The organism is Chryseobacterium sp. YR221 (genome assembly GCF_900176315.1).
GTDB lineage: Bacteria > Bacteroidota > Bacteroidia > Flavobacteriales > Weeksellaceae > Chryseobacterium > Chryseobacterium rhizosphaerae.
This window is the reverse complement of record NZ_FWXM01000004.1, coordinates 187,159-213,080: the sequence shown is the minus strand read 5'-3', so window position 1 is coordinate 213,080 and position 25,922 is coordinate 187,159. Positions and strand designations below refer to the sequence as shown.

Genomic DNA, 25,922 nt, shown 5'->3' with positions numbered 1-25,922 from the left:
TCATCAGAAAGAAAATGTAAAACACTAAAAAAGTCCCAGTATTACTGAGACTTTTACAGATTGTTTTTTTGTGACAGCTCTATATTCTAATAGACTTACATTAGAATTTATAAGCTTCTTCTAATACTGCTTTTATCGTCACCCCTGAGTTACTAGAATTAAGTCCCTTAAAAGCAATTGATAAAGGTGTATTCTCGGGAATTATTTTTTGCACGGTTTGATATATTTGAGTTGTGTTATTAAAAGCCGTACTATGATTTATACTCATACTCACCATGTTGTTTCTTTTTGAAATAACAAAGTCTACACGTACTTGGTTAGGATTTGGAATCTCATAAATACGAACCGATGATTGCTCATTTATGGACTTCCTGACATCAGCCCAGTTATTTCCTTCAATAGTAACTTTCAAAGAAGACAGGGTATCAATAGTCAGGCTATTGTTATTGTTAGCATTCACTAATCCTATTAAACCTCCACCATAAAAAAGCACATTCCCTGTTAAAATGATATAGCCTTTAAGTGAAAAATTGTCCGTCCCTGAAAATATCTGATTTGATTTTGCGGAACCCACTACTGAGAAATCATTTCCCAGAGGTTTATTATTTGTATTGGTTACAAAGTCTATTGTACTTCCATTGATACGGATAATATTATCTGCTTCGGTTGGGTTATAAGATATTTTATTCCAAACAAGTGCATTTATATCAACTGAATTAGCATTATTAGTAATGATAATATTGTTGAGCCCACTGGTCTGAACCGTAGCCACTCCATTGAATATTTTAATTCTATATTCACCATCGGGAAAAGTATTAGGCTTAAACCAAATAGAAATTAAATTGGGATCACCATAGGTAATCTGCGAATTTGGAATAATTGTTTCAATTTCTGACGTATTATTAATAATGCTGATGACTGCAGAAGCACTGTTTATATTGAGATTAGCTCCATTGACCGTAATAAAAACACCGTAATCAACTGATTTAATTACATTTGGAAAGACATTCGCAATACTCATTGTATTGGTAGTCCATCCTCCATTCATTTCTGTTTTCCAGGCTGCTTTTTCTGTATCCGTAAGAATCCCGGGTAAGTTTAAGAAAGGCTGTTTCCCATTTGTTTTCCCGACACGTCCGGCTGCATTTTGAGCCAATAAAGTATTAAAAGCTGTATTGTTTGAAACATCGCTTAACCCCGTTATTGAATAAGGTAATCCGGCAGTATTCATTGTCCAGTCTGCTCCTAAGGTAAGCCCGGCTCCAGCAATGGAAGTCAAAGAAGAGTTGGCCACATTTTTCCCCAAATCTCCTGCTGCTTTTGGTGTGCCATCAGCAAGCAAAACATAATTGGAATTAAAATATAGAGGATCTACTTTTTTGTAATATTTTTCGTCACTCTGTTCTTTGGTGTAAGATGTTCCGGAAATTGGATCTCCATTTTCGTCTTCTCCATCATTAGTGGCCATATTTTCTGGTAATTCACCCACATTAAGGGTGCTTTTCCACGCATTTATGTTGTCTTGAGATAGTCCTGACGCATCTTTATTGGCTTTTTGTGAATCTAATTGATTGATATTTAGCTTATCTTTCCAATTTTCTATGTTTGTAATATTGCTCCCATCCTTAATAGCAAAATATTGTAAAGATGAAGCTTCTGCTTTATTGGCTAAAGCATTTTCTAAACCATAAACAGCATTCATGGAAAGCAGTTCGTTTTTGTGATAGTAGCTGTCCATCCACTCCCAGAATTGCTCCTGTGTAGGTTTTTCACCTGTGACAAACCAGCTTTTTAATATTGTTTTATCTGTACTCATGTTTTATTTATGCTATACTCTGATTTATTTATATTTAATTAAAATGTAAGATCTATCATCCGCTACTCTACTTTAAGCAACGGATGATAAAAATTAAATCAGATGAATTGATTAGATATTTTTTGTGAAAATTTTAGATATAAGTTCTACGTATTAATCCGGTCATATTCGCCGTTAAACCTGAGTTATATCCTCCTTTTACAAAGTTTGTATAAAAGTAAATGGGATCTCCTGTAGTATTATTAAAAGTACCGGCGTATAATAAAGAGCTATCTTCCAGTTTGTAAATAATTACTTTGTATCGATTACCTCTTTTTTGCAAAACTACTTTTACCGAGATAGACTTTAGCATACCAAAATCTGAATGCACCTGATACCCTAAAATTTGTGTCGCTCCGGAAATAATTCGGTAAGCAGCTGATTCCAAAGATCCTAATCCTGCACCAAAAACACCTGATGCAGCTCCTACATGTAAAGCCGTTTTATTAATAGATAATCCACTTTGGAAATCCAAGGTTCTATTTTGGGTACTTGCTCCAAAATTCTGGCCTATAAAGGCATTCGAAATTGTGAAAATAATATCATAATCTGAATTAACAGGTAGCGGATTATTACTTACCAACACTGCACTTCCTGCAAATGTCGATGTAACAGAAAAAGTACCGGCCGAATACCTTGCACTTTCCAGGCCATTATTTGTTAAAGTAAATTCAGATTCAGGCATCACCTGATCACTATAACTGTTATAGGCAATAATGCCCACTTCGCCAAGAATAATCAGTTTTCGAATAACTTTTAAAGTATATTCTCCGGTCATGAATGTATAAGAAGGTTCAAAGTGGAAACTTACAGCCAATTCACTATTACTGTTTACAGAATAAGATGTTACATCAAACATATTATCAGGAACAGGGTTTCCGTCCGGCCCTATTAATTCCATAGTAACCTGATCAAGCCCCTGAAGTTTGTTAATATTCAATCCATAAATGGTAACAACATGATCCTGAGTTCCGTTAATGAAGTTTCCGTCAATTACGGTAATCAGCTGTAAATAGGTATTGGCAATATCAACGTTCATTTTGGAAATCCAATCATTTCTTTGCGTTACAGTCATATATTCAGGAAGTTTCATAAACAATTGACTAAGATTGGCATATCCTACCTGTCCGGAGTTGTTTTGAACCAGCATATTCTTGAAAGAAGAGTCATTCACTTTATCGGAAAGTCCTGTAATACTGAAATCCTGAGCTGCTGTATTCCACGTATAAGCAGAGCCTAAAGTCATCCCAGCTCCTGGAACAGATGTAAGAGATGAATTGGCAATATTTTTCCCAAGATCTCCTGCTGCTTTTGGAGTTCCATCAGCAAGCAGAACATAATTAGGATTAAAATATTCAGAATCTACTTTTTTGTAATATTTTTCGTCACTCTGTTCTTTGGTGTAGGATGTTCCGGAGATTGGATCCCCGTTTTCATCTTCTCCATCATTGGTGGCTATATTTTCCGGTAATTTCCCTACATTAAGAGCGCTTTTCCAAGATATTATATTATCTTGAGATAATCCTGAAGCATCTTTATTGGCTTTTTTGGAATCTAATTGATTGATATTTAGCTTATCTTTCCATTGTTCGAGATTTTCAATATTGCTTCCATCTTTAATGGCGAAATATTCTAGGGATGAAGCTTCTGCTTTATTGGCTAAAGCATTTTCCAATCCATAAACAGCGTTCATGGGAAGAAGTTCATTTTTGTGATAGTAGCTGTCCATCCAGGCCCAGAACTGCTCCTGGCTTGGTTTTGCTGCTGTGACAAACCAGCTTTTTAATGTCGTTTTATCAGTACTCATAGTTTTATCCTATAAATTCAATGAAACGAATAACTCGGTAAGGCTGAAGGTTGTTGTGAGAAGCCCCACTTCCTAAAGGAGATGTTTCATAAAAATTGGGTTCTTGCCATGTCCCTGTAATATAATAGTTTTCTTTACCTCCACTTGACACCTTTACAGCAGCATAAATTCCTTTTTCAGGCCCATAACCCTCAACCTCTATATTTCTAAAGGTTTTTAAGCGAACATTAGGAAGCTGTTCCTGTGCTAATTTCACACTACTTTCACCAGCCGTTTTTCCTACCGCTGCAAAATCATTATCTTCAGAATCCCAACCTACAGGCACACGTCCTTTAAGATCTACACATTCTTTCCACCCTTCAGGAATTGGAACCGTTGCAGGTTTATTCCAAATAGCAATCATTCCGGCAGGAATTGCTGATGGTTTGTTTTCCAAAGCTGCAAGTCTGGCTTCAAAATTATCTTTAAAACTTTGGATCTGTACCGTTGGAAAAACTCTTTTGAAATCTCCCCATGGATAGTTTGTTACACTTGATCCGAAAGTTGCAAATCGTTTGCGTAAAACCGTTTTTCTTTCTCCATTTTCAAAATCTCTATTTTCCGGATCTTCTAAAATAATAACATTACTTCCTAAAAGCCCTCCTTTAAAAGCCAATACTTCACCATTAATGTAAACTACACCGTCTGAAACTGTGCTTCCATTAACGTTACATCCTGAAATAATGGCAAAATTACCTGCGATCTCACCCAAAGCATTAAACAAAGAGTAAGCTGTTTGCATTCCATCTAATATATTTGTTGAAAGAGGAAACCCTCCTATCTGATTAAAATCAAATTTATTCATTGTATTCCTGAATTTTATAGCGCTTAGACGCCAGTTTATAAAAATTTATCATTGTTCTCATGGTATAGTCATCGTAGGTTAGTCCTTTCGGAACTTCTACAATAAAATCTACCCCTGTATCTCCGTAATCTGAGTCTTGATACAGGAACATTGTCCCCAGGAACCGGGGCTGAATGTTATCTAAATAAATATATTGGTACTTGTATTGACTCCCTTCCAAAATTCTGATCCGTTTCTTATCAGTATCAAACTTAAAATTAAGAGCGCCCCGTAAATAACAAACCTGCCCATTATGTCCGAGTTTATATAAATTATCATTACGATTAGAGCTCCATGAAGTATATAGCTCTCCAATTGGATAACATAATGATTTTATCCAGGCTACCATTTTAGGTTTACGCAAAAACGTTGGTAAAAAGCGTACCGGTAATTTTCCAAAATCTACATTATACCACATATTCTATTGTACTTGAGTTTTTAAGTTTTTCCTCATAATAAGGATCATCAGGATTCAATTCATCTGCAAACAGTACTTTGAAGTATCCTGAACTAGGTATTTTTTTAACATCCACTCCTGTGAAATCTCCATATACTCCTGATGTTGCCTCTATCCATCTGGTAGAAGCACCCACAATATGAGGGATTTCGACCCCTTCTATTTTCTGTAGTTTATCTACAAAATGAGCTAAAATCAATTCTCCGTTAAAAGGAAGATCTTTCATGTACTGTCTGATAGCATCTTTTACAGGATTATTGCCTCCTCCGGTTAGTATAAGTGTTCCGTTTCCGTCTAATACAAGAGGATTTCGATATATTTTCAATTGAAGTTTTAAGATATCCGGTTCATAATTTACTACAGTAACTCTCACTCCTGCATCTTTGATTTCATTGATATATTTTTCAAAATTATTTTTCTTATCATTTGAAATCGGACTTAGTTCTTTATCTTTCTCTGTTGCAATTTTGATAATTAATCTACTTTCAATCTCAGCTTCCGTTACTGCGGAATATTTTATGATTTTAGAATTTCTTATCTGCTCTTCCGTTGCCGGAATCCATTTATTTGTCACTATATCATAAAAATCCGGTCTGAAAACATCACTGTCTTCGATAAGAGCAAAACCATCCTGAAATGCTAATGCTTTATTGCGATACCATCTTGGAGAGTGTGGTTTTAATTGGGCCAGTGCATCACTAACCTCAGCTTTATGTTGATCAAAAAGTGTTTCGAGAGTCCAGATAGCAACGGATACAATATAAATCCAAAGTTGCCAGATACCCGTTTTACTATTTGTTGTAAGGACATCCAATTCCTTTTCTGTATTTTTGGAGAAAAGGATGCTTTGTTGTATTTCTTCTATTTTACGTGCCATTATTTTACTATAAAATTTTTCTTGATTATCCAATATCCAATACCTTCGGGCTCAACTATCATCTGTGATGCGTCCACTGCTGTGGCCGGAATAGAATTATTACTCTGCAAACTATACAGAACCAACCGATTAAGCTCTTTATCTGTAAATATTTTTATAGTTTTCCCTGGCATAATATCATCAGTCACAGAACTTCCGTTCAATATTGCCAAGTCCATTGCATAATCTGCTTTTCCATACAGATAGATAGAAATATCTTCCCAGATCTGTTGATCGTATACTTTAAAATCAGCTGTATTTTCCATTAATTTCTATTCCTGTTTCTGTTATTTTCAATTTCTCAATATTGAACCCGTCAGCCTGCATTTGTACTCTGATGTTACGTTCCAGCAGTACATTGATGCTTCCGTGCTGAGCTTTTGCGATATCGCATCCTGTTTCGGGATATTGTTTCCAGTCGCCTTGTTTGCTCATCAATACAAACTCTACGGTTTGAGAATCGCTGTCGCCAATCTCAAAATCTCCTCCTGATATGTTCAGATCATAATCTTCTAAAATAAAATCTTTCATCTTATGTTATTTTTCCTAGAGTTAATGGTCCTCCGTTGGGAGGACATGTGCCTGTGACAACCGCAGCTTTTAGTTCCTCAATAACAGCATTTGCAATAGCTTCAGCTATTTTATCAAGAGAACCATCCGGATTATCTGTCTCCTTCTGGCACTTAATCATTGCGTCTTTTATTCTTTTTTTAAGTCTGTCTTCTGAAATAGCCATTCTTTAATCTTTTAAAAAGTTTTTAAATCTGTCTTCTATGAGTGAAAACTGAGGGTCATTGACAAGCTGTATGGTACTTCCTGTGTTGGTGGTGAATTTCATCCTTCGGATCTCTTTGATAAGATCTGCCATTAATGCTTTTAATGTTTCGGATTCTTTTTTCAGTAAAAACCCTTCCTGATCCATTTGAAATTCTACCCCTTTAATTTTAACTCTAAACTGTTTAAGCTCAGAAGGGTTCACAACACATGCGATCTGCTTACTGATAAAGACAACGCAAACTAAAGAGCCCTTAGCGGGCTCAAGATACATTGATCCGTTTGCGTCATCAGTAACCAGGTAGGCGTCCAGGATATCTGCAGATCCGTCCAAAGGTCTCAGATCAGCAGTTTTGTTTTCTTCATCTATTACCAGTACTTCGCAAATCTTTGCGTATACCTCATCTCCTGTAGCGGCCAAAGCCTGAATTATATCTTTCATGGTGATAATGGTTGTCCCAATTCAATTTTCTGGCGGTAGCCATTGATACCGAATGAGATCTCATTTTTTTTAATTAAATAAACTCCGTTTTTTTCTTCACCGGGAAATATTTCAACTATATCACATGTATTGACTTCAGGCTGACCGAAGGTTTCAAAAGATCCTTTTAAACCTCCCTGTTTATATCTGTCTAATGATTCTTGGGCATATTTTTTGAGTTCCGGTTCGGTTAATCCGTCAATTCTTACCTTAATAACGTCTCCATCCTCGTCTCCCAGCTCAACGTTTATTTTTCGATGCTTACTATCAAAACTGATCGCTTCTACTTTTGCTTTTATTTCCGCTCTGTCCCGATATTCAAAGTCTTCGGAAATAATATTTTTTCCGTAAACGAATTTGTATTTTTCCCGATTATCTAAAGGATAGATCAATCCTACATACAAGACATTTTTCCCATTAATGGTTCTGAAATAAGAATTAAGCATATATTTCTCCTTCAACTCCTGTAATTCATCGGCGACAGTGGGTTTTGAGGTTCTGTAATTACCTACTTTCAAGGTATCATCAACCAATTTAAAATCGATTCCGGTATCTACCAGGATATGTGTCATAACATCCTTCAGCAAAGCGGTTTTAAAAGCTTTCGGAATGACTTTTTTCTGTTTTAGAAGAAACATACTGTCTTCACACTTTATGACAACAGGTGTTTTGGCATCTACTGTTTTGATAAATCCGGTAAATCTGGTTTTCAGTTTTCCGTCATATCCTAACTCAACCGTCACTTTGTCTCCTCTTTTGAGGGGTGTTTTGAAGTTGTCATTTACCAGCCCCTGCCAAACTATCTTTTTAGGTAAAGTAAGTTCACAGGTATCTGTAAGACTGGTAATATCCTGAACGATAGAGCAATTATTAATGGAATAAAACTCCCATGTTTTCTCACCTTCTATTGTAATCTTACTGGTTAACTTTAACATCCTGCTGCTCTTTTAGTTGTATTTCGTAAGGGTAATCAGACAGCATTTCTATCTTGATACTCTGCCTGTTACCAAAGGTTTCCTGTTCTAAAGAATAAGATTTGACAACAGCAGAATTTATTTTAAAAATTGATAAAAAGTCTGAAGAAACACCAAGCGTTTCATCTGATGCTAAAACCTCATGAAATTTTCTTATCCTCTCTAATGGATATTCTGCTGATGCATAGGTTGTCTCTATAGCCAACCCGGGAATCGCATTAGGAATGTATATGTCTGCATAATTTACAATCCCCAGAATAATGCTTATATTGAAATCTCCTTTACTTATATATTCTTTAATGGTACCATCTCTGCCTTGTAAAGCTGTTGATACAATATTTTTTTCCTGATTTACTGTAATGATACAGTCTACAAACTCAAATGGCTCTCCGGATTTACTTTTAATAATAAGAGTGGATAATCTAGGAACTCCCATATTATCGGAAATCTCATTAAAATAAGGCTCCATTTTATCTTTGGGGATAAGAGGTTTTGAGGTCTGCATTCCAAATTTGTAAGCCAGGTTTACACCTGCGCTTTTAGCTGTTTGTTCCAATGGTGGAAACTGAAATGATGTTGACTTTTCCATATTAATAAGTATCTTTCTGAGCCAATGTAAAATCTGCAACCGCCGTTAATAAAGCTTCTCTTACCATTTGAATGATAGCATCTTTACTCATTGTATTGTTTTGGTTATAGATATTCATGTTCTCAATTAGTTTTGTGATGTTAAGGTTTCCTACAGATTTTTGTCCACCCATTCCGGAGCCTCCGCTCATACTTCCTTTTCCTCCAAAGGCAGAATTTCTGGACTGAACGTTACTTAAAGCAGAAGCTCCAAAGTTTTTGAAATCAAGCTGTCTTTCATATTTACTGTTAAAAATATCTCCTCCAAAAGCATCACCTGATTTAGACTTACCACCACTTTCTTTTCCATCTTTCTTAATTTTATCTCTCAGCTTGTCAGCCTCAAATTCGTCACCTCTTCCTTTAGCGCCTTTCTCTCCTGCTTCATTGATATTAACCGTACCTTCCGATGAAAATATTTGTTTCAACAATCTTTTCACAGGTTCAAATAAACTGCTAAGACGGTTAATAATTTTATCTATAAGGTCTGTAATCCAAGCCCAAACACCGCTAAATGTTTCAATAATCGGGTTTAAGATTGCATCATAGATCCATGCTTTGAATTTTGAGAAAATCTCAGTCATTCCCGACCAAACGCCTACAATAACATTCCAGATCCCTTTAAATACTGAAATAATTGTACTCCATATTGCTTTGAATACCATAACAACACTTTTAAAGAGAGATACAATGAATTTCCAAACACTGTTAAAGACCAAGACAATCCCTGACCAGACAGCATCAATAAGCCCTCTGATAACAGAAAACACAACTCTAAAACTCGAAACAATTGCAGTACCGACTGCTTTGAATGCTATCCCTATATTTCTAAAGACTGCAGTAATACCTGCCCACAAGCCTCTAGCCAGATTGATAACAGATGAAAAGGCAGTTCTAAATCCTGAAATAACGAGATTAAAAGACTGAACAATTCCAGACCAAGCCGCTTTTGCTGAAGTTACAATAGCTGAAATAGCAATTTTGAAGCCCGTAACAAATCCATTCCATATTGATTTCAATGATGAAACAACAATATTGAAAGCCTGAACAAATCCAGACCAAGCTGCTTTCGCTGAAGTTGTTATTGCTGAAACAGCGATTTTGAAGCCTGTAACAAATCCGTTCCATATTGCTTTTAATGTTGAAACAGCAATATTGAAAGCCAGGACAAATCCAGACCAAGCCCCCTGAGCCGTAGTTGAGATTGTTGAAACAGCTGTTTTAACGGCTAAAACAATCCCCGACCATGCTGCTTTAGCAACAGCTCCAATGAATGAAAAAAGTGCACTGAATCCTGAAACTGTTTTATCTATAAGAGGTTTTATTGCCAATTCCCAAAGCCTTGTAGCATAAATCCCAAGATTATGGAATACTGCTTTGCCTGCTCCCTCTATGTATCCAATCATTTCTCTGAAACGTTTTGAATGTTCCCAAAGCTGTTTAATTGCAATAACCAAGGCTACAACCGCAGCAACAACAAGAAGGACTTCTCCAACGCCTGGAATTGCTAGTAATGCGGCCCCCACTTCTCCAATGGAAGCCATTACACCAGACAAACCTGTTCTTATCGCCGTAAATACAGTTCTTAATTTGGGTAAAGCTCTCTGTATTAAACCGCCAATACCTTCTCCAAGAGCTGGTACAAGCTCTCCTCCTCCTCCAGAGCCGGATGCAGAATCTCTTCCTTTTCCGGTGAACCTTTCTATAAGATCCCAAACGTTTCCTATTGCTTCTGAAACTTCTCCCAGTTTAGTAACAACCTCTATAATTTTTCCAAAAACAGATTCTTCTTTATCTTCTCCTTTTCCTTCAGCAGAATTAGGTCTGCCAATTTTTGTAGATTGAGTAAGGGTTTCTTTATATGACAGTTCAGAAAAATTCTGAGCCATTGAACTGATTTTTGAAAACTCATTCATAGCTCCTGAACTATCAAAAGATATTGTGACAACCTGAGGTGCGGCTATGCTTTTCGTAAGTTCTTTAAACTCTGATGACAGTTCCTTTACTTTTTCAACAGAAGACTTGGTAAAAGAAGAAAAAGAATCAGATAAAGACCGAATGCTGCTTGTAGTTTTTTCAAGAGAAGTGTTAACATCTTTAATAGAACTATTTAAGTCTTTAAAAACATAGACGCTCCGTAATAACTCTAAATTAAATATTGTATCCATTTTTTTATCATAAATTCTTTTTATTATTCTTTACCAAACAGGCTGCTTAAAATCTCAGCCTGATTTTCTAATTTCCATTTTTCCAGCCACATAGCTTGTGCGTAAAGTTTAGCCCATTGAGAAAGCTTCAGCTCCTCGGGATCCATATGAAAATTGGATCGTATAAGAGCATCCCCTTTCCAGCGTTCGTTTTCACTTTGCTCGCCATTTAGCGAGCTTATAAGTTTTTTACTGAAACACTAAAAGAATTCATATGATTGGCTACGCACTCCACGGCTTTCAACTGAAGGAAATCCCTCTGTTTGATCGCGTCATCTGCAGCAACAATACAATTGTCGAAAAGGGCTTTCGTTCCTTTGATTTCGTTATTTTTAGCGATAGCACCGGTTGCTTCCAGTGTTTTGAAATCAGGCTCTTTGAAAATAGCCTTGTATTCGTTATCACCTTGTTTCACTGTTCCCTCAATTAAAAGCCCGTGTTGGGCTTTTAATTCGGCAATCTGAGCTTCTGTAAGCCCACATATTAATTTTTCTGTACTCATTTTTATAAAGATTTATCTACGATGTGAGAGATTAAAAGTTCTAATTCAATTTCTTTACTCATGTCACCTTCTTTCCAGTCAAAAGCTGTTTTCTTGAACTCTGCATTTTTTAATAAATGTGTTACCACAGGTCCTGATTCCGGCTGATAGCTTACCACAACAGTAAATGGTGCGATTCTGTGAAGCTGTCCTTTGGGAGCTTTAGATTTCAGGGCAAAAAGTGTCCCCGAAAGTAATGTGATAGATGCGGTAGCTTTTACCCTTCCGTAACCTCTGCTTACAGGGTTTCTACCTGCACCATAAATGTTTTCCTTTTCCTGTTCCTCTTCATATTTTACAGCTCTGATACCTGTTACCGGCACTCCGCCGATATTTACCACGATATCACTCCAGCCATATTCTCTTCCATTGATTAATGGTTCTAATTCTAATGCCATTTTTAGTTAGTTGTTAATGTTAAACCTATTTTTACAGTAATTTCTCTTAACGTTCCTACAGGAACAATTTTTAATACAACCTCAAGTTTTGAATCTCTCAAGATCTGTTGTGCAGGGTTGATGTACACTTTATATCCGCTGATCTCTCCCTCTCTTACCATTTGGTCCAGAACGTCATCACATAATGCTTCTAAAGCAGATACAGATGAATTTTCTAAGAATCCAGTATCCGGATCGATGTATACAGGTGAAGAAATTTTTGGGGTTAAGACTCTGTTGATTTCTCTGATAGCCTTATCAACAGTTGTGTTGTTTTCGATATAAGCAAAATCACTATCCTTTTTGGTTGCCGTAAAGCTGTCATTGAAGTAAGATCCAGCCTGACCTGCATATTTAATACCGAAAATATATCCATTCTCATTCATTTCCTGAATCTGTTGAGGGGTATAAGAACTCAATAAAGACCCGTCACAGAATCCTAAAACATCCATCTCTCTTGCCAGCTCATTATTATCAGCCAATAATTTTGAGTATGCTCCAGAAACTAAATTTTGTTTTTCTACCCAAGCGATAGATTCATGGACTTTTGCCTTTGAGCTCGCACCCAATACCGCTCCAATTGCACTTAAAGAAGGGTTTGCTCCTGATAAGAAACGTCCTAATCCTCCCATATCCTGACCCAATACCACACTTACATTTTCAGCATCCAGTGTATGTAAAGAGGGTAATGCTGCCATATCCTGAGCTGCAACTTTTACAGATAAGAATGTACTTAAAGGAATGTTCAATGCTCTTAAATCTTTTGCGACCTGGTTAAGACTTCCCACAGCTGCAGAAAGTTCTGAAGCCGCTCTTTTAAAGTCACAGACTGCAACTCTTCTCAGTTTACCTTCAGCGAAATTTTGTAGTTGTTTTACTTCTGAGTAAGTTGCATCAGATGTTTTTACTCCTTTTACGTACAACTTTGCACCAGGATTAATCCTGAAAAATTCATTAATCTGATAAAAGGTAACCGGCATTGCTGCCACCGTGATCCCTTTTTCGGCTAGCTCCTCAACTGATAGGACCAACTGGCTTTCAAGAGCCGCTTCGCCAATAACTACTAATCCTGAAATGTGATCTTCACCAGATAACAATCTGTTTAGACCTCCATTTTCTCTTACAAATTTTACTCCGTTCATTTACTTTGTTTTTACAAGTTTTTTAAAATTATTTTTTACAGAATTTTGCAACTTATTTACAGTTGCATGTTGAAATTTGAGCATTTTTAAAAATTTAAATTTTGATAATTATCTCTTGTTTTCTGAGGCAAAGTTGCGATGTTAAATCTTCATATGGAAAGAGTTGTCAGATTTGCAGACACATCTGTAAGACGTTCTTACTTAGCTGTACGATTCTCATATTCAATATTTTATCCTGAATCAAATTAGCAGAACTTTGCATCATTCAAAACAATTACATGTACATATGAAGACAATTTTAGAAAGTATTCAGGCCCGCCTTTCCGGCATCACGGAATTCAATTATATCGGAGAAGATTGGGGACAATTAAATCTGAATCCAGAGATAGCCATGGCTTGGCCATGTTGTTTATTTAACATATCCAGAGCATTCTACAATGATTTGGGAAGAGACCAAACGAAAACACCAAAAAATAGGCAGACTGGTAAGTTTAGACTAAAACTTAGCATCGCAAATCCACGGTTGGATGTGACCACTGAAAACTGGGTAGAACATAGTTTGATGGAAAAAGTACATACTTTATTACACGGTTATTCCCCGGCTGAAAATTGTTCCGTTCTGAAAAGGGAAAATTATAAACGTTTAAAACGCACGAATGGAATGATTGTATATAAAGTAATCTATACTTTTGAAATGACTAATGTTTAATTAAGAAAAAGAATGAGGAGTATTTGTTTTTTCAAGCTCCTCTTCTATTGGAGTATTTAGTATACGATATAAAGTATCTCTGCTGATATGAAATTTTGGATATATAAACTCCCTCCAGATAACGGTAATAGGCATATACCTGCAATCGTGCTTGTTAAATTCATCCATTACTTGTTGATATCGAAGTAATTTATTTCTTTTTGCCCCTAAGGACTGTTTTGTGTTTTTCATACATTTTTTCTTTTAATAACTGGATCTTTTACTTGGTGAAAATTAATTACTCAGATATTCCTGAATTTGAGTTGTTAATCCGGGATGATTCTCAATATACCGTGAAGCAGGCAACCAATTTTCGACTTTAGAATCATAATATTCTAATATATTATTTTGATTGTATCTCATCTTTGGAGAAGACCATTCGTATCTTTTTACAAATTTTAAAAGTTTCGCAGCATTTTCTGTTACTAAAGTTTTTCCTTGCATGTAGGTATGCAGCGATACCCTGTCATACCAGCTTAAAATATTGTAAATACTGTCTAAAGCAAGGGTTAAATTTTCATACTTAATAATTACCATTTTGTTTTAATTTCAAATTAATATTTTGTGTAAGGTATTTCGTAAGATCATATTATCATTCTATTTTTTATAAGGCTGAAGACAGAGATCAGTATTCTTGAAGGCCTTATTTAATAGAGATTTTTACAGTATTATATCGTTGTTAGTTTTCATCGTTACTGTTATAAGATCTTGTGTTTTTCTTGAGGCAAAGATGGATATGGGCAACGTCAAAACCTGACGTGTTTAATTTTTTTTTAATGTTATTTTAAAAAAAACAATCGATTTTTCTATAATAAATTGACAACCAAGGATTTTATATAACATAAATTCTCAATAATCTCCAATCGATAATTTGCAAGATTACTTTTCTCCTTTGCTTTCTGACGCGCGCGCGATACTTTTACAAGTTTTAAACTAGAATTGCAGAAGCAATCGTTAATCAGCTCGTCTTACGGTCGTACCTATTTAATCTCCATATATAAACAACAAAGGATTGCTTATTTGAATAGCCTTTTTATTTTAAGTAATCAATTCAAGAAAGGATGAATAAAACATTTTTTATTCTACACACGTCAAGTTTTGTCGCTACCGCCCTATACCTTTGCTCTATAATAGTAAAAAAATATGGACAAAGTAACATCAGAAAGAATCCAGTTACTTCACCCACTGGTCAGGGATGAAGTAAAGCAGATCATAAAAGAATGTGACAAAGCACTTACCGGAAGAGCAAAAATAAGGATCACCCAGGGTCTGAGATCTTTTGAAGAACAGGAAAGACTTTATGCCATTGGAAGACTTACTTCAGGAAAAAAAGTAACCAATGCCAAAGCCGGACAAAGCATTCATAATTATGGTCTTGCTGTAGATATCTGTCTGATTATTGACGGAAAAATGGCAAGCTGGGATACCGCAAAAGACTGGGATAATGACCGGGTTGCCGATTGGTATGAGTGTGTAAAAATCTTTGCCAGACATGGCTGGGATTGGGGTGGAAACTGGAAAACATTCAAAGACCTTCCCCACTTTGAAAAAAAGAATATCTCCCAGGGAGAAGATCTTATTAAAGTCAATTGGAGAACCCTTTTAAAAATGCCCAGAGATCAACAGAATTATATCCTATTTTAATTCTTTTTTATCTGAAATTAATTATAATACGACACGTTCTGTCGCTTTCCCCGCCTACCTTTACCTGACAAGAAAACCACTAAAAAAGCAATGAAATCTCGATATAGAATACTAATTTTTCCCAGTAAAATAAAAGGTTCTAGAGATTTAAGATTGCATGTGTCCCTTTAACAAACAATTAAAACATCACATGAAAAAGACAACCATTCTTTCTTTGGACGGGGGTGGAATAAGGGGAATTATTACCTGTATTATTCTACGTTACATAGAAGAACAGCTCCAGTACTATGATAAGCCTACAGCAAGGCTCGGAGATTATTTTGATCTGGTAGCAGGCAGCAGTACAGGAGGTCTGATTGCTTCTATTATCTTATGCCCCGACGAAACCCGAAAGGCAAAATATTCTATCCAGAAAGGGTTAGAATTATATGCTGAAAAGGGTGGAGACATCTTTCAGGTATCTTTTTGGGAAAAACTGGTTAATCCATTTGGATTACTGAATGAAAGAATTTCCCAAGAAGCCCTTGAAAAAAATCTGAATGACTTTTTTGGAAATTTAGAATTAAAAGAATTAATAAAACCGTGTTTAATTACAAGTTATGATATAGAAAACAGAAGAGCCAAGCTTTTCAATTCCTGGGAAGCCAATCTCAGTACTGATAATTTTTATGTAAAAGATATTTGCAGAGCTACTGCAGCAGCCCCTACTTATTTCAGTCCTGTACAGATCAAATCTATGTACGGACAGATCTTCAGCCTGATTGATGGGGGAATGTTTGCGAATAACCCTGCTCTTTGTGCTTATGCAGAAGCCAGGAAAATTCCTTTTGCCGAAGTTTTAAAAAACCATCAGAAAGCCAATCATCCCGGTGTTAATGATATGATCATCATTTCTATAGGCACCGGAGTGGAATCCCGTCCTTATCCGTTTAAAAGATTAGAAAAAGCAGGAAAAATAGGATGGGTAAATCCAATCATTGATATTCTGATGTCTGCCAATGCAGAAACGGTAGATTATCAGCTTTCTCAAATGTTTCAAACATTAGGTTTAAGAAATCAGAAAAATTATTACCGTCTGAACCCATCTCTGAAAAACGCTTCACCGGCTATGGATAATGTAAGGCGCTCCAATATTGAAAACCTGATCCAGGCCGGTCTGAGTTATATTGATGACAACCGGGAAGTTTTAAATCAGATTGTACAAAAACTCATCAGAAACAAAATATAAGCTTAAAGGCTTATAATGAACCCAAATAAGCTTAAAAGCTTATATCATGAATTCTCATCGAATGAAACAGTTGACCCGGTCAGTTTATAATATACACAAAAAACGAAATAAAAGTGAAAATAAATTATAACACGACAAGTTTTGACGCTTGAGTCAACTATCTTTGAATAAACAAAATAACCAAGGAAACCAAAGCTAAATAAGCTTATTCCAAACTTAACATATCCCCATTATTTTTAATAATAACCTTCAGTAGATCAAATACTGAACAGGATAATTATTGCTCAATATTGAATATTAGTCTGCTAGCACTACTATATATTATTAACCAATTAATAACCTTAACAATTTTAGAATTATGGCAAATTTAGTACAAGAATTAAACAGTTTAGATTTCAGCGTTTACATCGGAGGGCCTATGCAGGCGGCTATCAAAGCACAGCATGATGCATCGATGTCACAGGTCAACTTTATTAAAGAGGTTGGCTTTGAAGAGGGTGTTGCAGAAGGAGGAGCCAAAAAACTTAAGTATGTAGATTTTACCTATACAAAATCAGTTCCCAGCACCGCTGAAAATAGTGATAGCGTAGTAAAATCAGAAGTAAAATTAAGTGTTCCATTGCTTTCTATGCTGACGATTCCGGCTTTAAGAATTGATGAAATGACTATTGATTTCAATGCAAAACTTAATTCAGTAGAAACTCAGAGTATTGCTAGTGAATTCCAGGGAAGCGCTTCTATCAGCGCTAAATTCTGGAAAGTTAAATTCAACGCTTCAGCTTCTTATAAGAAAACCAACTCAAGTACTTCAACCACGGAAAAAACATATACGTTGGGAGTACATGTAAAAGCTGTAAACGATGAATTACCTGCAGGACTTTCAAAAATTATGGATATGTTAGAAGATGCTATTGTTGCTTCCGCAACACCGGTAACTAATCCTTCTTAATAATTTTCAGGATGGCTGTTCCGGCAGCCATCCTTTTAAAAAATCTTTATCAATTAAAAAAAAATTATCATGCCAAAATTGAATGAATATTTAGGAGGTATTGTCTCTGAGATTGCAGCAGCCAGAAAAATGACCGATTTACAGACTGTACAAATAGCAAAAGAATATGCTAAAGATGATTTATTGAAACATTTTTCCATTCCAAGAATGAAAGTGGGAACAGTGGATCTTACCATTCCTTTTGCTGCAGCCGGAAGTTCTCCTATCCTGCCTTTCAGAGACTTTTCTTATGACGAAATTACCAAAGTAGCTCAGGCGGATTATAATCCTTCTGATATAAAAAATGATCAGAATTTAAAGAATTTTTTAGCCAATCAGGAGCTTAGTTATAATGATTATATAAAGAAAATCAAGGCCGAAAACAAACCTACTCTCACCGATACTCAGATACAGTATTTTGAACCTATTTCTAAATATACCGTGGAATACTGCCGGTCACTTTCCAATTTTACATGGAATAATACAGATCCTCAGTTTTTATCAGACCGCCTTTTCGACAGAATTGTTTTGGAGGCCAGAAGAGTTATTGAAAAAACAGATGACCGTGAGATTATTGTGGAGGCCAGTAAGTTGATGCAGCTGGATGCCAAATGTCTGATTTTTGCTAAAATGAGTGTGAGTGAAGCAGGTATGGAATGGTCAAGATATGAGGATATCAATGGAAATATTATAGAAACACTTATCCCTGAATAATAGAATGAAAAAGTCACAGTTTATTTTAGTTTCCCAGTTAAAGGATCAGCTGCTGGAGTTTCCAGGCATTGTTTCTTCTCTGGAGAAAAAAGATCCTTTTTTTGTTGAGAGAATGCTTTCATGGCTGAAGTCTGTAGAAAATATTCTTTCTACAAACAGCATCAGTGAAGTTTCAGAAATAGCAGGATTCAGAAGTAAGATTCTGGCAGGTAAAATCAGCGATGAGAGAAGTTTTAATGCTAAAAAAAACCAGCTCAGAATTACAGCAAACCTTCTTCACGATGCACAAAGCTGTGTCCTGAATGTATTACTGCCTCATGAAACCAAAATGAATGAGTGCAGAGATATCACCAAACAAATATTAGCGTTAGCAGCACAAAAAACAACCCGCCTTTATACATCAGAAATAGCATTTGAGGATTTCGTTCAGAAAGTCTGGTGGCATATTATTTCGGATGATGATTTAAAATTAGGTGGAGTAAAGCTCAAGTCTATGCTTTCTGAAATGGACATTATTATGCTTATTGCTGATGAAATAGATATCAAAGATTTTTCTTAAAACTAAAATAGCTCAAAATTTTTTTGAGTTATTTTTTTTATACGTCAAGTTTTGACGCCTCCCTCGATTATTTTTGAAATATAAACAAGAGCACAAAAACAATTAATAAAAAACTTTAAAAAGCCTTTGAATTCAACATTGATCTATGCTGAACAGCCCGAAATATGTTCAAAAATTAACCAACACCTTAAAACACAAAACATGGAGACACCCAATCACCACACAGATATTATCTTCGATGAAGATCTCTATACTATAGAATGGAGTGACATCGAAAATGCAGAGATGGATTATGAAAACTATCTCAATGACATTGAAAACTTCTTCAGACAAGATTTTGAAAACGATGTACTTGAAGAAGATACACTATAAATATACCATAAACACTATACGTTCTGAAGCTGTCCACCATACTTATGCATCCATTGCAATCTCGCCATTTTCAAAACACCTTTGAATTCACCATCACAAAAGAGTGGGCAGCCAGAACAGTGTTATAAATACACCCAATCATTTAAAGAATAGCTTTACCTAAAGCAATTTTTTCATATCACTAGCCTGACATTTTATGAAACCAGCTGCTTACCTGATCCATAACAGGAAGTAGCTGGTTTCTCTTTTATCTGATCCTAGACAAAAATTGTCAACCTTCCTCACGCTATTAAAAAATAATAGCGATGCTCAGTAAACGCTAACCTTCTATAGCAGAATATTTATCGTTCTAAGGCCGCTTTTTCTTTCGAAAAATTTCACAAAAAAATATAACACGACACGTTTTGTCGCATTAAGCCCATATATTTGTGGTACAAAATTTTACCATGAAGAAAGATTTTTATTTGACGAGATATGCCTTAATCATTAAAAGATTAGAAAGCTCCCCGGCCACCTATACTCAGCTGGAAGAATACCTTTTAAACTCTTTTGAATTTCAGGATGCCGGAATCAAGAGCTATTCTATCCGAACACTGCAAAGAGATATCCGTGAGATTTCAGATCTTTTCAACCTTTCTATTCACAATAAGAAAAAGGGAGACAACCGGTATTATATTGAAAGCCGCCCTATCATGGAAGTGGATGAGTACAACCAAAAATTACTGGAATCTTTTCAGGTAAGCAATGCCCTGAATCTTCATCCTGATTTTTCAGATTTCATTTTTTTTGAAAGCAGAAAACCAACCGGTGTGGAGCATTTTTATGATCTGTTTTTTGCAATCCGTAATAAAAGGGTGGTTAGTTTTGAACATTACAATTATAAAAACAAACTGATGACCTCCCGAAAAGTACATCCACTTGCTTTGAAGGAATCTAAAGACAGATGGTACCTTATTGCTATAGACACAAAAGATAAGGTCCTAAAATCATTCGGATTAGACAGAATCAATTATCTGGATGTGGGGAAAAATAAATTCCGTGAGAAGTATAATTATAATTTCAGAGAGCACTTTAAAAATGCATTTGGAGTGATGAATCTTGCAGAACAAAAACCACAAAATATCGTATTGAAATGCAGCCGTCATCAAGGGGAATATATCAGAAGTTTTCCGCTTCACCAGTCACAGAAAGAAACCAAAGAAACTCCGGAAGAGATCTATTTTGAGTTTTTCCTTCATCCCACTTATGACTTTATGCAGGAAATTCTATCGTATGGAAAAGAGGTAACCGTTTTAGAACCTAAATGTTTAGTTGACGACATACGAAACCATCTTCAGGAGTCTCTGAACCGTTACCTGGAAAGCTAACCGGGAATGGTTTTATCTCATATTTTTTAATTATATTTACATAAATATACCTGTATTGAGAGCTTTATTTATTGCCATCAGCTGCTTTATTTCTTCGTTTTTTCTTTCCCAGCAGAAGGAAGAATTCAGGGCCGTGAGAAACTATTACGACCAGCATAGAACCATGCTGAATAAAGAGTTCAGGAAAAAATTTGATGCAGAATCCAACACCTTTAAAAAGGCTGCGATAAAAGGAGATTTTCTCTTTTTTATGAAAAAAATGGACAGTATTGAAAATACAGCATTGGTAGGAGCCTTATTACGGGTAAGAAACCAGGAAGACCTGGAAGCTATAAAAATACCGAAAGCGACTTCCATCAATATCAGTGACAGGTTCCGTGATTTGGAAACAGCTCCTAACTATCCCGGAGGGCTCAATACGTTAAGGAAGGAGGTGGCCAGTCTTATCTATACAGATGGTGTGCATACCGAAGTAAAAATAGTCAAGACAAGTGTAACTTTTATTGTTGAAAATGACGGAAGTATCAGTAATGTTCATGCTCAGGGTGATAATTTCACGTTTAACAGACAGGCTGAAATTGCTTTATACTCACTTTCTGAAAGATTTCACCCGGCTGTCGCTAAAGGCGATCCTGCAAGATTCCAGTTCAGACTTCCTTTAACATTAACGATGGAATAATCAATGTTTACTGACGAATATTATATGAAAATGGCTCTGCAGGAAGCAGAAGCTGCCCTTGAAAAGGATGAAGTGCCTATCGGATGTGTGGTTGTTTCCAATAACCGTGTTATTGCGAGAGCCCACAATCTCACCGAAACCTTAAACGATGTTACTGCTCATGCAGAAATGCAGGCCATAACTTCTGCCGCTAATTTCCTTGGCGGTAAATATCTTAAAAACTGTACACTTTATGTCACATTAGAACCCTGTGTGATGTGTTCCGGAGCGCTTTCGTGGTCACAGATTTCAAAAGTAGTGATAGGCGCAAGAGACGAGCAGAGAGGTTTTATCAACAAGCATCTTTCCCTGCATCCAAAAACGGAAATCGTAACAGGAATAATGGAAAATGAGTGTTCCATGATCGTTAAAGAATTTTTTAAAAGTAAAAGATAAAGGAACAATGAGTAATTGTTCCTTCTTTATATTTGTAAGCTAAAAATCAGCACATTACTATACCCTTTAGCCTCTTATTTTATATCATTAAAAATTGAATACATCACGAGATCAAAATACGCTCCGTCTTTCTTAGTCTCCTGTTTCAAAACAGCCTCTTTTTCCATTCCAATCTTTTCCATAATTTTTCCGGAAGCAGGATTGTGAAGAAGATGAGTGGCAAAAATTTTATTGAAATTTAATTTTTTAAAACCAAAATGTACAATAGCTTTGGCAGCCTCTGTCACATAGCCTTTGTTCCAGTAAGGCATTGCAATCCAATATCCTAATTCAGCCTTATCATCATCACGGTCATGAAGACCTATAGCTCCGATAATATGCCCTTCTTTATTACGAATTCCAAAAGTATATCCTGTATGATCCTCAAAGGCTTCTTTTGACATGGTAATCCAAAGTTGAGCATCATTTTCGGTATACGGATAAGGAATATTAGATGTGAGATCTGAATAGATTCTATGCTGCAGATACTCTGTAATGAAAGGAATATCCTTCTCTTCCAATTGGGAGAGAATAAGTCTTTCGGTTTCTATTATTGGAAATTCGTTCATTATATTAAGAATTTAGGGTAAAGATGAGGTAAATTATTCAATTTAACTCAACTTCAGGCTTATAAATCTTTGCCAAGAAAATAAAGTCCTTTTAAAGTATGAAGCCTGTCCATTACATGGATTTTATCTGTCAGAGGCTTATAAACATGAGACACTCCTCCCGTTGCCACTACAAAACAGTCGTCATTTACCTCATCATTAATACGGGTCACAAATCCTTCTACCATTCCCAGAAAACCATATACCATTCCACTCTGCATACAGGTTACCGTATCCAACCCCAGCACTGATTTCGGTTTTTTCAGCTCAATATCAGGAAGCTGCGCTGTCTGGTTGATCAGCGAATTCAAAGAAGTCACAATTCCCGGAGCGATAATCACGCCTAAAGTTTCTCCTGTTTCTGCAACACAGCTGGCAGTAAGTGCGGTTCCAAAGTCAATGACAATTTTTTTCCTGTTTGGGTACAGGTTATGGGCTGCAACCAGGTTGGCATAAATATCCGTTCCCATCTGCTTAGATTTGGCCTGAACTGCTGATGGGGTGTTTCGGTCCACAATCACAGGGGTAATCCCATGGATTTTCTTTATTCCTGAGCTCATCACTTTGGTAAGCTGGGGAACTACAGATCCAATGATTACCTTATTTATTTCTGTTGGTTCAATTTTATAGGTCTGATAGAGCATCAGCATTTGTACATATAGCTCGTCTGCGGTTCTGTAAGGTTTAGTATTGATGACCCATGAAATATCACAGTTATCTCCATTAAAAAGGCCGAATCTGATATTGCTGTTCCCTACGTTTATTACAATTGAATTCATTGATTTTTTTTAACAGGCTAAGATTTTAAATTCTGCTCCCAAATTTATAAAAAAATAAAAGGAGTATTCTCAAATACTCCTTATTATTCTATATGTTTATCTTTTCTTATTTTACTTCTACAAAATTATCCGCCATATTAACATCAGCAATTCTCTGACTGAAGTCGATACCAAGTACTGATAGCTGAGACTTCGGATAAGGAATGGTAAAGGTATATTCTTTCTGAGTCCAAGGCCAGTAAGGCATTGTTTTGAAATTACCATAGATATCATTTTCTTTCCATGCATGAGTCATGTTTAAAGGAATCTGATAGGTTACAATTTTTTTCTCCATCGTCATTACGCTGAAATCAACAGGCATAGGAACCTGTCCGTTATTTACCAGGGTAATTGTGGTGGATTTTTCATCATATTTCACATCCTTAATCCCATAATCAATAGTTTTTGTTGTGTTGATCCAGTAATGGTGAAACCACTTCAGGTCCATCCCGGAAACTTTTTGGGCAATATGAAGGAAATCCCTGTCTGAAGGATGTTTCATACTCCACTGGGCATAATACTGCCTTAGTGTTTCGGCAAGATTCTGCTCACCCATAATGTATCCCAATTGTACCAGATACAATTCCCCCTTCACATAAGAAGAATAAGTATAGGAAGTTCCGTTATCATGGTGATCTCCCAACCATACAGCCGGTTCTTCAATACCTTTTTTAACAAAATTTCTGTAAGCATCTAATGTTTTTACGAAAGGGTTCGGAAGGTCTTCCGGAAATAACTGGTGCATGGTGTACCCTTCTGCATAGCTTGTAAAACCTTCATCCATCCAGGGACGTACAGATTCATTGGTGGCCAGCATTTGCTGATACCATGAGTGAGATCCTTCATGAGCCATTAATCCCATCAGCCCTTTAATGTCTTTAGCTTCTCCAAGAATCATGGTACACATTCCGTATTCCATTCCACCGTCACCACCCTGGATAAAAGCATAAGTAGGATATACATATTTTCCGAAATGGGCATTCATGATCTCGAAATACTTCATCACATAAGATTGTGCTTCTCCCCAAACTTTTGTTTTCTCATTTTTCTGGTAAACCAGATATACTTTCGGACCATTCGGAACATCAAAACCATTGACTACATAATCTCTGTCTGCACTCCATGCAAAGTCAAGAATATTTTTAGCCGTCCATTTCCAGGTTACTTTTTTATCTTTTTCCGCTTTAATTTTTGCGTTGGTATCATATCCTTTTACATCAGTTGGGTTTTCAAGAATTCCTCCTGCTCCTATTACATAATCTTTGTTGATTTTAATACTAACATCAAAATCTGAGAACGGTGCATGAAATTCTCTTCCCATATAATCAAAAGTTGCCCAGCCATCATAATCATACTCAGCAATTTTCGGATACCATTGAGTCATTGTCATATCTACACCTTCTCTGTTGTTTCTTCCACTTCTTCTGATCTGCTGTGGAATCACAGCATCCCAATCCATGGTAAAAGTTGTAGAGGAATTAGGCTTGATAGGCTCTGCCAGGTACACTTTCATAATAGTTTCCTGGATTTCAAATTTCAAGTCCTTTCCATTCTGTCTGATCCAGTGGATATTTTGAGATCCCTCCTGATCTTTCGGAATAGATGCCAATCTTGAGATCCCATCTTTCTGCAACCTTGAGTCACCATTTTTTCCCTGGGAAGTTATTCTTTGATCCATCATGGAATTAGGCTTAAAAGCATTCCAGTAGAGATGAAAATAAACTACATTCAACTCGTCCGGAGAATTGTTGGTGTATTCTAAAGTCTGTTTTCCCTGATAAGTAAATTTTTCAGCATTAACATCAATATCCATCTTGTACTTTGCAGCCTGCTGATAATAAGCTCCTTGCTGAGCATGAAATTGTGAAATGATAAACGCAAAAATGATTGCAGCCGATTTTCTCATTTAAAATTTTATTTTTTTTCTAAAGGTATGTAATTTAAATAAGAACCTCAAATAGGAGTTATACCGAGGTTTTATTATGTTTAGTATGGGTTTAGATTGAATTTAATTCACTTTGTTAAAAATCTTTTAACAAACATAAGTTTACTGGCTCGTCAACAATTTTTTGATTAAAGTGATCTGGCCCAAATGATAATAGCTATGCTCAATCATTCCATCTATATTTCTTCTGTAGGTTCCATATTTTTCATCTGCAAAAACCTCATCAAGCTGATCATCAGGAATCCGCTCAACCAACCCGGCAAACTTTTCTGCATCAGCCCATAACTGACTTAGCAATTCTTCCCATTGAGCCTGAGATTCAATGACAGGAAGATCAAAACTGTACTGGTCTTTTATTTCAAGGGCTCCCCCTTCAAACACGTTAATAATTCCTGCTATATAATAATGTATATGAAAAGTAAGCATTGCGATGGTATTCAGGGAGCTCACCTTGGTAACAGCCTGTTCCCAGCTTACCCCGGAAAGCTGATCTTTAAAATTGGTATTGGCAATCCAGAGGCCGTCAAGCAAAACCTCCCGGAATCTTTTTGATAATTGTACTGCAGAGCTCATTGATCGGTTATTTTTATATTCCTTTAAAGATAAGTAATTAAAGAATTGTTTTTTAAGCGCTTATCGATTTTCCAGGAGATTCTACCCATATAAAGAATACAATC

Annotated in this window: 32 protein-coding genes; 10 read left to right on the top strand and 22 right to left on the bottom strand. The window is 36.1% G+C overall.

Annotation, left to right across the window (positions count from 1 at the left end; genetic code table 11):
- Positions 1-100: 100 nt before the first annotated feature.
- From B8967_RS13415 to B8967_RS13345, 16 genes are all read right to left on the bottom strand, one after another.
- The gene (locus tag B8967_RS13415) at positions 101-1,816 is read right to left on the bottom strand and encodes an autotransporter outer membrane beta-barrel domain-containing protein (protein WP_084086439.1); all 1,716 of its coding nucleotides are present in this window, start codon (positions 1,814-1,816) and stop codon (positions 101-103) included.
- A 133-nt stretch (positions 1,817-1,949) separates the two neighbouring features.
- Positions 1,950-3,662: a hypothetical protein gene (locus B8967_RS13410; protein ID WP_084086438.1), complete on the bottom strand. Its 1,713-nt coding sequence runs from the start codon at positions 3,660-3,662 to the stop codon at positions 1,950-1,952.
- A 4-nt stretch (positions 3,663-3,666) separates the two neighbouring features.
- Positions 3,667-4,506, bottom strand: coding sequence for a phage baseplate protein (locus B8967_RS13405; protein ID WP_084086437.1), 840 nt, complete (start codon positions 4,504-4,506; stop codon positions 3,667-3,669).
- Positions 4,499-4,963, bottom strand: a complete 465-nt coding sequence (locus tag B8967_RS13400) for a hypothetical protein (RefSeq protein ID WP_084086436.1) — start codon at positions 4,961-4,963, stop codon at positions 4,499-4,501. Before B8967_RS13400 ends, B8967_RS13405 begins: the two co-directional genes overlap by 8 nt.
- A complete protein-coding gene (locus B8967_RS13395; protein ID WP_228406178.1) occupies positions 4,953-5,879 on the bottom strand; it encodes a nucleotidyltransferase in 927 nt (308 codons plus the stop codon). Before B8967_RS13395 ends, B8967_RS13400 begins: the two co-directional genes overlap by 11 nt.
- Positions 5,879-6,184 carry a hypothetical protein gene (locus B8967_RS13390; protein ID WP_084086435.1) on the bottom strand — a complete coding sequence of 102 codons (306 nt, stop codon included), beginning with the start codon at positions 6,182-6,184 and terminating at the stop codon, positions 5,879-5,881. The genes B8967_RS13395 and B8967_RS13390 overlap by 1 nt, the downstream gene beginning before the upstream one ends.
- Complete coding sequence (locus B8967_RS13385) at positions 6,168-6,449, bottom strand: hypothetical protein (protein WP_084086434.1); 282 nt, start codon at positions 6,447-6,449, stop codon at positions 6,168-6,170. The genes B8967_RS13390 and B8967_RS13385 overlap by 17 nt, the downstream gene beginning before the upstream one ends.
- A 1-nt stretch (position 6,450) precedes the next feature.
- The gene (locus B8967_RS13380) at positions 6,451-6,654 is read right to left on the bottom strand and encodes a hypothetical protein (RefSeq protein ID WP_084086433.1); all 204 of its coding nucleotides are present in this window, start codon (positions 6,652-6,654) and stop codon (positions 6,451-6,453) included.
- A gap of 3 nt (positions 6,655-6,657) precedes the next feature.
- Positions 6,658-7,134, bottom strand: a complete 477-nt coding sequence (locus tag B8967_RS13375) for a hypothetical protein (protein WP_084086432.1) — start codon at positions 7,132-7,134, stop codon at positions 6,658-6,660.
- Positions 7,131-8,108 (bottom strand): hypothetical protein, encoded by a 978-nt coding sequence (locus B8967_RS13370; RefSeq protein ID WP_084086431.1) that lies wholly within the window; start codon positions 8,106-8,108, stop codon positions 7,131-7,133. Before B8967_RS13370 ends, B8967_RS13375 begins: the two co-directional genes overlap by 4 nt.
- On the bottom strand, positions 8,089-8,736 hold the full coding sequence (locus tag B8967_RS13365; RefSeq protein WP_084086430.1) for a DUF6046 domain-containing protein: 648 nt from the start codon (positions 8,734-8,736) through the stop codon (positions 8,089-8,091). The genes B8967_RS13370 and B8967_RS13365 overlap by 20 nt, the downstream gene beginning before the upstream one ends.
- Position 8,737: 1 nt before the next feature.
- Positions 8,738-10,942, bottom strand: coding sequence for a phage tail protein (locus B8967_RS13360; RefSeq protein ID WP_084086429.1), 2,205 nt, complete (start codon positions 10,940-10,942; stop codon positions 8,738-8,740).
- A gap of 23 nt (positions 10,943-10,965) precedes the next feature.
- Positions 10,966-11,088, bottom strand: coding sequence for a hypothetical protein (locus B8967_RS22710; RefSeq protein ID WP_262484307.1), 123 nt, complete (start codon positions 11,086-11,088; stop codon positions 10,966-10,968).
- A gap of 71 nt (positions 11,089-11,159) precedes the next feature.
- Positions 11,160-11,483, bottom strand: coding sequence for a hypothetical protein (locus B8967_RS13355; RefSeq protein ID WP_084086428.1), 324 nt, complete (start codon positions 11,481-11,483; stop codon positions 11,160-11,162).
- Positions 11,484-11,485: 2 nt separating this feature from the next.
- The gene (locus B8967_RS13350; RefSeq protein ID WP_084086427.1) at positions 11,486-11,920 is read right to left on the bottom strand and encodes a hypothetical protein; all 435 of its coding nucleotides are present in this window, start codon (positions 11,918-11,920) and stop codon (positions 11,486-11,488) included.
- 2 nt (positions 11,921-11,922) lie between these two features.
- Positions 11,923-13,101 (bottom strand): DUF2586 family protein, encoded by a 1,179-nt coding sequence (locus B8967_RS13345; protein ID WP_084086426.1) that lies wholly within the window; start codon positions 13,099-13,101, stop codon positions 11,923-11,925.
- Between the two features lie 286 nt (positions 13,102-13,387).
- On the opposite strand from B8967_RS13345, the gene B8967_RS13340 reads away from it, so the two are divergent.
- On the top strand, positions 13,388-13,810 hold the full coding sequence (locus tag B8967_RS13340) for a hypothetical protein (RefSeq protein ID WP_084086425.1): 423 nt from the start codon (positions 13,388-13,390) through the stop codon (positions 13,808-13,810).
- On the opposite strand, the gene B8967_RS13335 is transcribed toward B8967_RS13340, so the two are convergent.
- Both B8967_RS13335 and B8967_RS13330 read right to left on the bottom strand, forming a co-directional pair.
- Entirely contained in the window at positions 13,811-14,041 is a 231-nt protein-coding gene (locus B8967_RS13335) for a hypothetical protein (RefSeq protein WP_084086424.1), read from the bottom strand.
- 42 nt (positions 14,042-14,083) lie between these two features.
- Positions 14,084-14,386, bottom strand: coding sequence for a hypothetical protein (locus tag B8967_RS13330; protein ID WP_084086423.1), 303 nt, complete (start codon positions 14,384-14,386; stop codon positions 14,084-14,086).
- A gap of 606 nt (positions 14,387-14,992) precedes the next feature.
- Between B8967_RS13330 and B8967_RS13325 the strand changes: the two genes are divergently transcribed.
- The 9 genes from B8967_RS13325 (at position 14,993) to B8967_RS13285 (ending at position 21,835) form a co-directional block, all read left to right on the top strand.
- Positions 14,993-15,493, top strand: a complete 501-nt coding sequence (locus B8967_RS13325; protein WP_084086422.1) for a M15 family metallopeptidase — start codon at positions 14,993-14,995, stop codon at positions 15,491-15,493.
- 190 nt (positions 15,494-15,683) lie between these two features.
- A complete protein-coding gene (locus B8967_RS13320) occupies positions 15,684-16,721 on the top strand; it encodes a patatin-like phospholipase family protein (RefSeq protein ID WP_084086421.1) in 1,038 nt (345 codons plus the stop codon).
- A 358-nt stretch (positions 16,722-17,079) separates the two neighbouring features.
- Positions 17,080-17,670 carry a DUF2589 domain-containing protein gene (locus B8967_RS13315; protein ID WP_084086420.1) on the top strand — a complete coding sequence of 197 codons (591 nt, stop codon included), beginning with the start codon at positions 17,080-17,082 and terminating at the stop codon, positions 17,668-17,670.
- A gap of 69 nt (positions 17,671-17,739) precedes the next feature.
- On the top strand, positions 17,740-18,423 hold the full coding sequence (locus B8967_RS13310) for a hypothetical protein (protein WP_084086419.1): 684 nt from the start codon (positions 17,740-17,742) through the stop codon (positions 18,421-18,423).
- Between the two features lie 4 nt (positions 18,424-18,427).
- Positions 18,428-18,982, top strand: coding sequence for a hypothetical protein (locus tag B8967_RS13305; protein ID WP_047485076.1), 555 nt, complete (start codon positions 18,428-18,430; stop codon positions 18,980-18,982).
- A gap of 201 nt (positions 18,983-19,183) precedes the next feature.
- A complete protein-coding gene (locus B8967_RS22515) occupies positions 19,184-19,354 on the top strand; it encodes a hypothetical protein (RefSeq protein WP_156125996.1) in 171 nt (56 codons plus the stop codon).
- 446 nt (positions 19,355-19,800) lie between these two features.
- Positions 19,801-20,721 carry a helix-turn-helix transcriptional regulator gene (locus B8967_RS13295; RefSeq protein ID WP_047484704.1) on the top strand — a complete coding sequence of 307 codons (921 nt, stop codon included), beginning with the start codon at positions 19,801-19,803 and terminating at the stop codon, positions 20,719-20,721.
- Positions 20,722-20,776: 55 nt separating this feature from the next.
- Complete coding sequence (locus tag B8967_RS13290) at positions 20,777-21,400, top strand: hypothetical protein (protein ID WP_228406175.1); 624 nt, start codon at positions 20,777-20,779, stop codon at positions 21,398-21,400.
- Positions 21,401-21,403: 3 nt separating this feature from the next.
- Positions 21,404-21,835: a nucleoside deaminase gene (locus B8967_RS13285; RefSeq protein WP_047484702.1), complete on the top strand. Its 432-nt coding sequence runs from the start codon at positions 21,404-21,406 to the stop codon at positions 21,833-21,835.
- Between the two features lie 74 nt (positions 21,836-21,909).
- Here B8967_RS13285 and B8967_RS13280 read toward each other — a convergent pair whose 3' ends face one another.
- The 4 genes from B8967_RS13280 to B8967_RS13265 all read right to left on the bottom strand — a co-directional run bounded on the left by B8967_RS13280 (position 21,910) and on the right by B8967_RS13265 (position 25,818).
- Positions 21,910-22,443, bottom strand: a complete 534-nt coding sequence (locus B8967_RS13280; protein WP_084086417.1) for a GNAT family N-acetyltransferase — start codon at positions 22,441-22,443, stop codon at positions 21,910-21,912.
- A 59-nt stretch (positions 22,444-22,502) separates the two neighbouring features.
- Positions 22,503-23,261 carry a type III pantothenate kinase gene (locus B8967_RS13275; protein ID WP_047484697.1) on the bottom strand — a complete coding sequence of 253 codons (759 nt, stop codon included), beginning with the start codon at positions 23,259-23,261 and terminating at the stop codon, positions 22,503-22,505.
- A gap of 106 nt (positions 23,262-23,367) precedes the next feature.
- The gene (locus tag B8967_RS13270; RefSeq protein ID WP_084086416.1) at positions 23,368-25,206 is read right to left on the bottom strand and encodes a M1 family metallopeptidase; all 1,839 of its coding nucleotides are present in this window, start codon (positions 25,204-25,206) and stop codon (positions 23,368-23,370) included.
- Between the two features lie 141 nt (positions 25,207-25,347).
- Positions 25,348-25,818, bottom strand: coding sequence for a DinB family protein (locus B8967_RS13265; protein WP_084086415.1), 471 nt, complete (start codon positions 25,816-25,818; stop codon positions 25,348-25,350).
- Positions 25,819-25,922 lie beyond the last annotated feature (104 nt).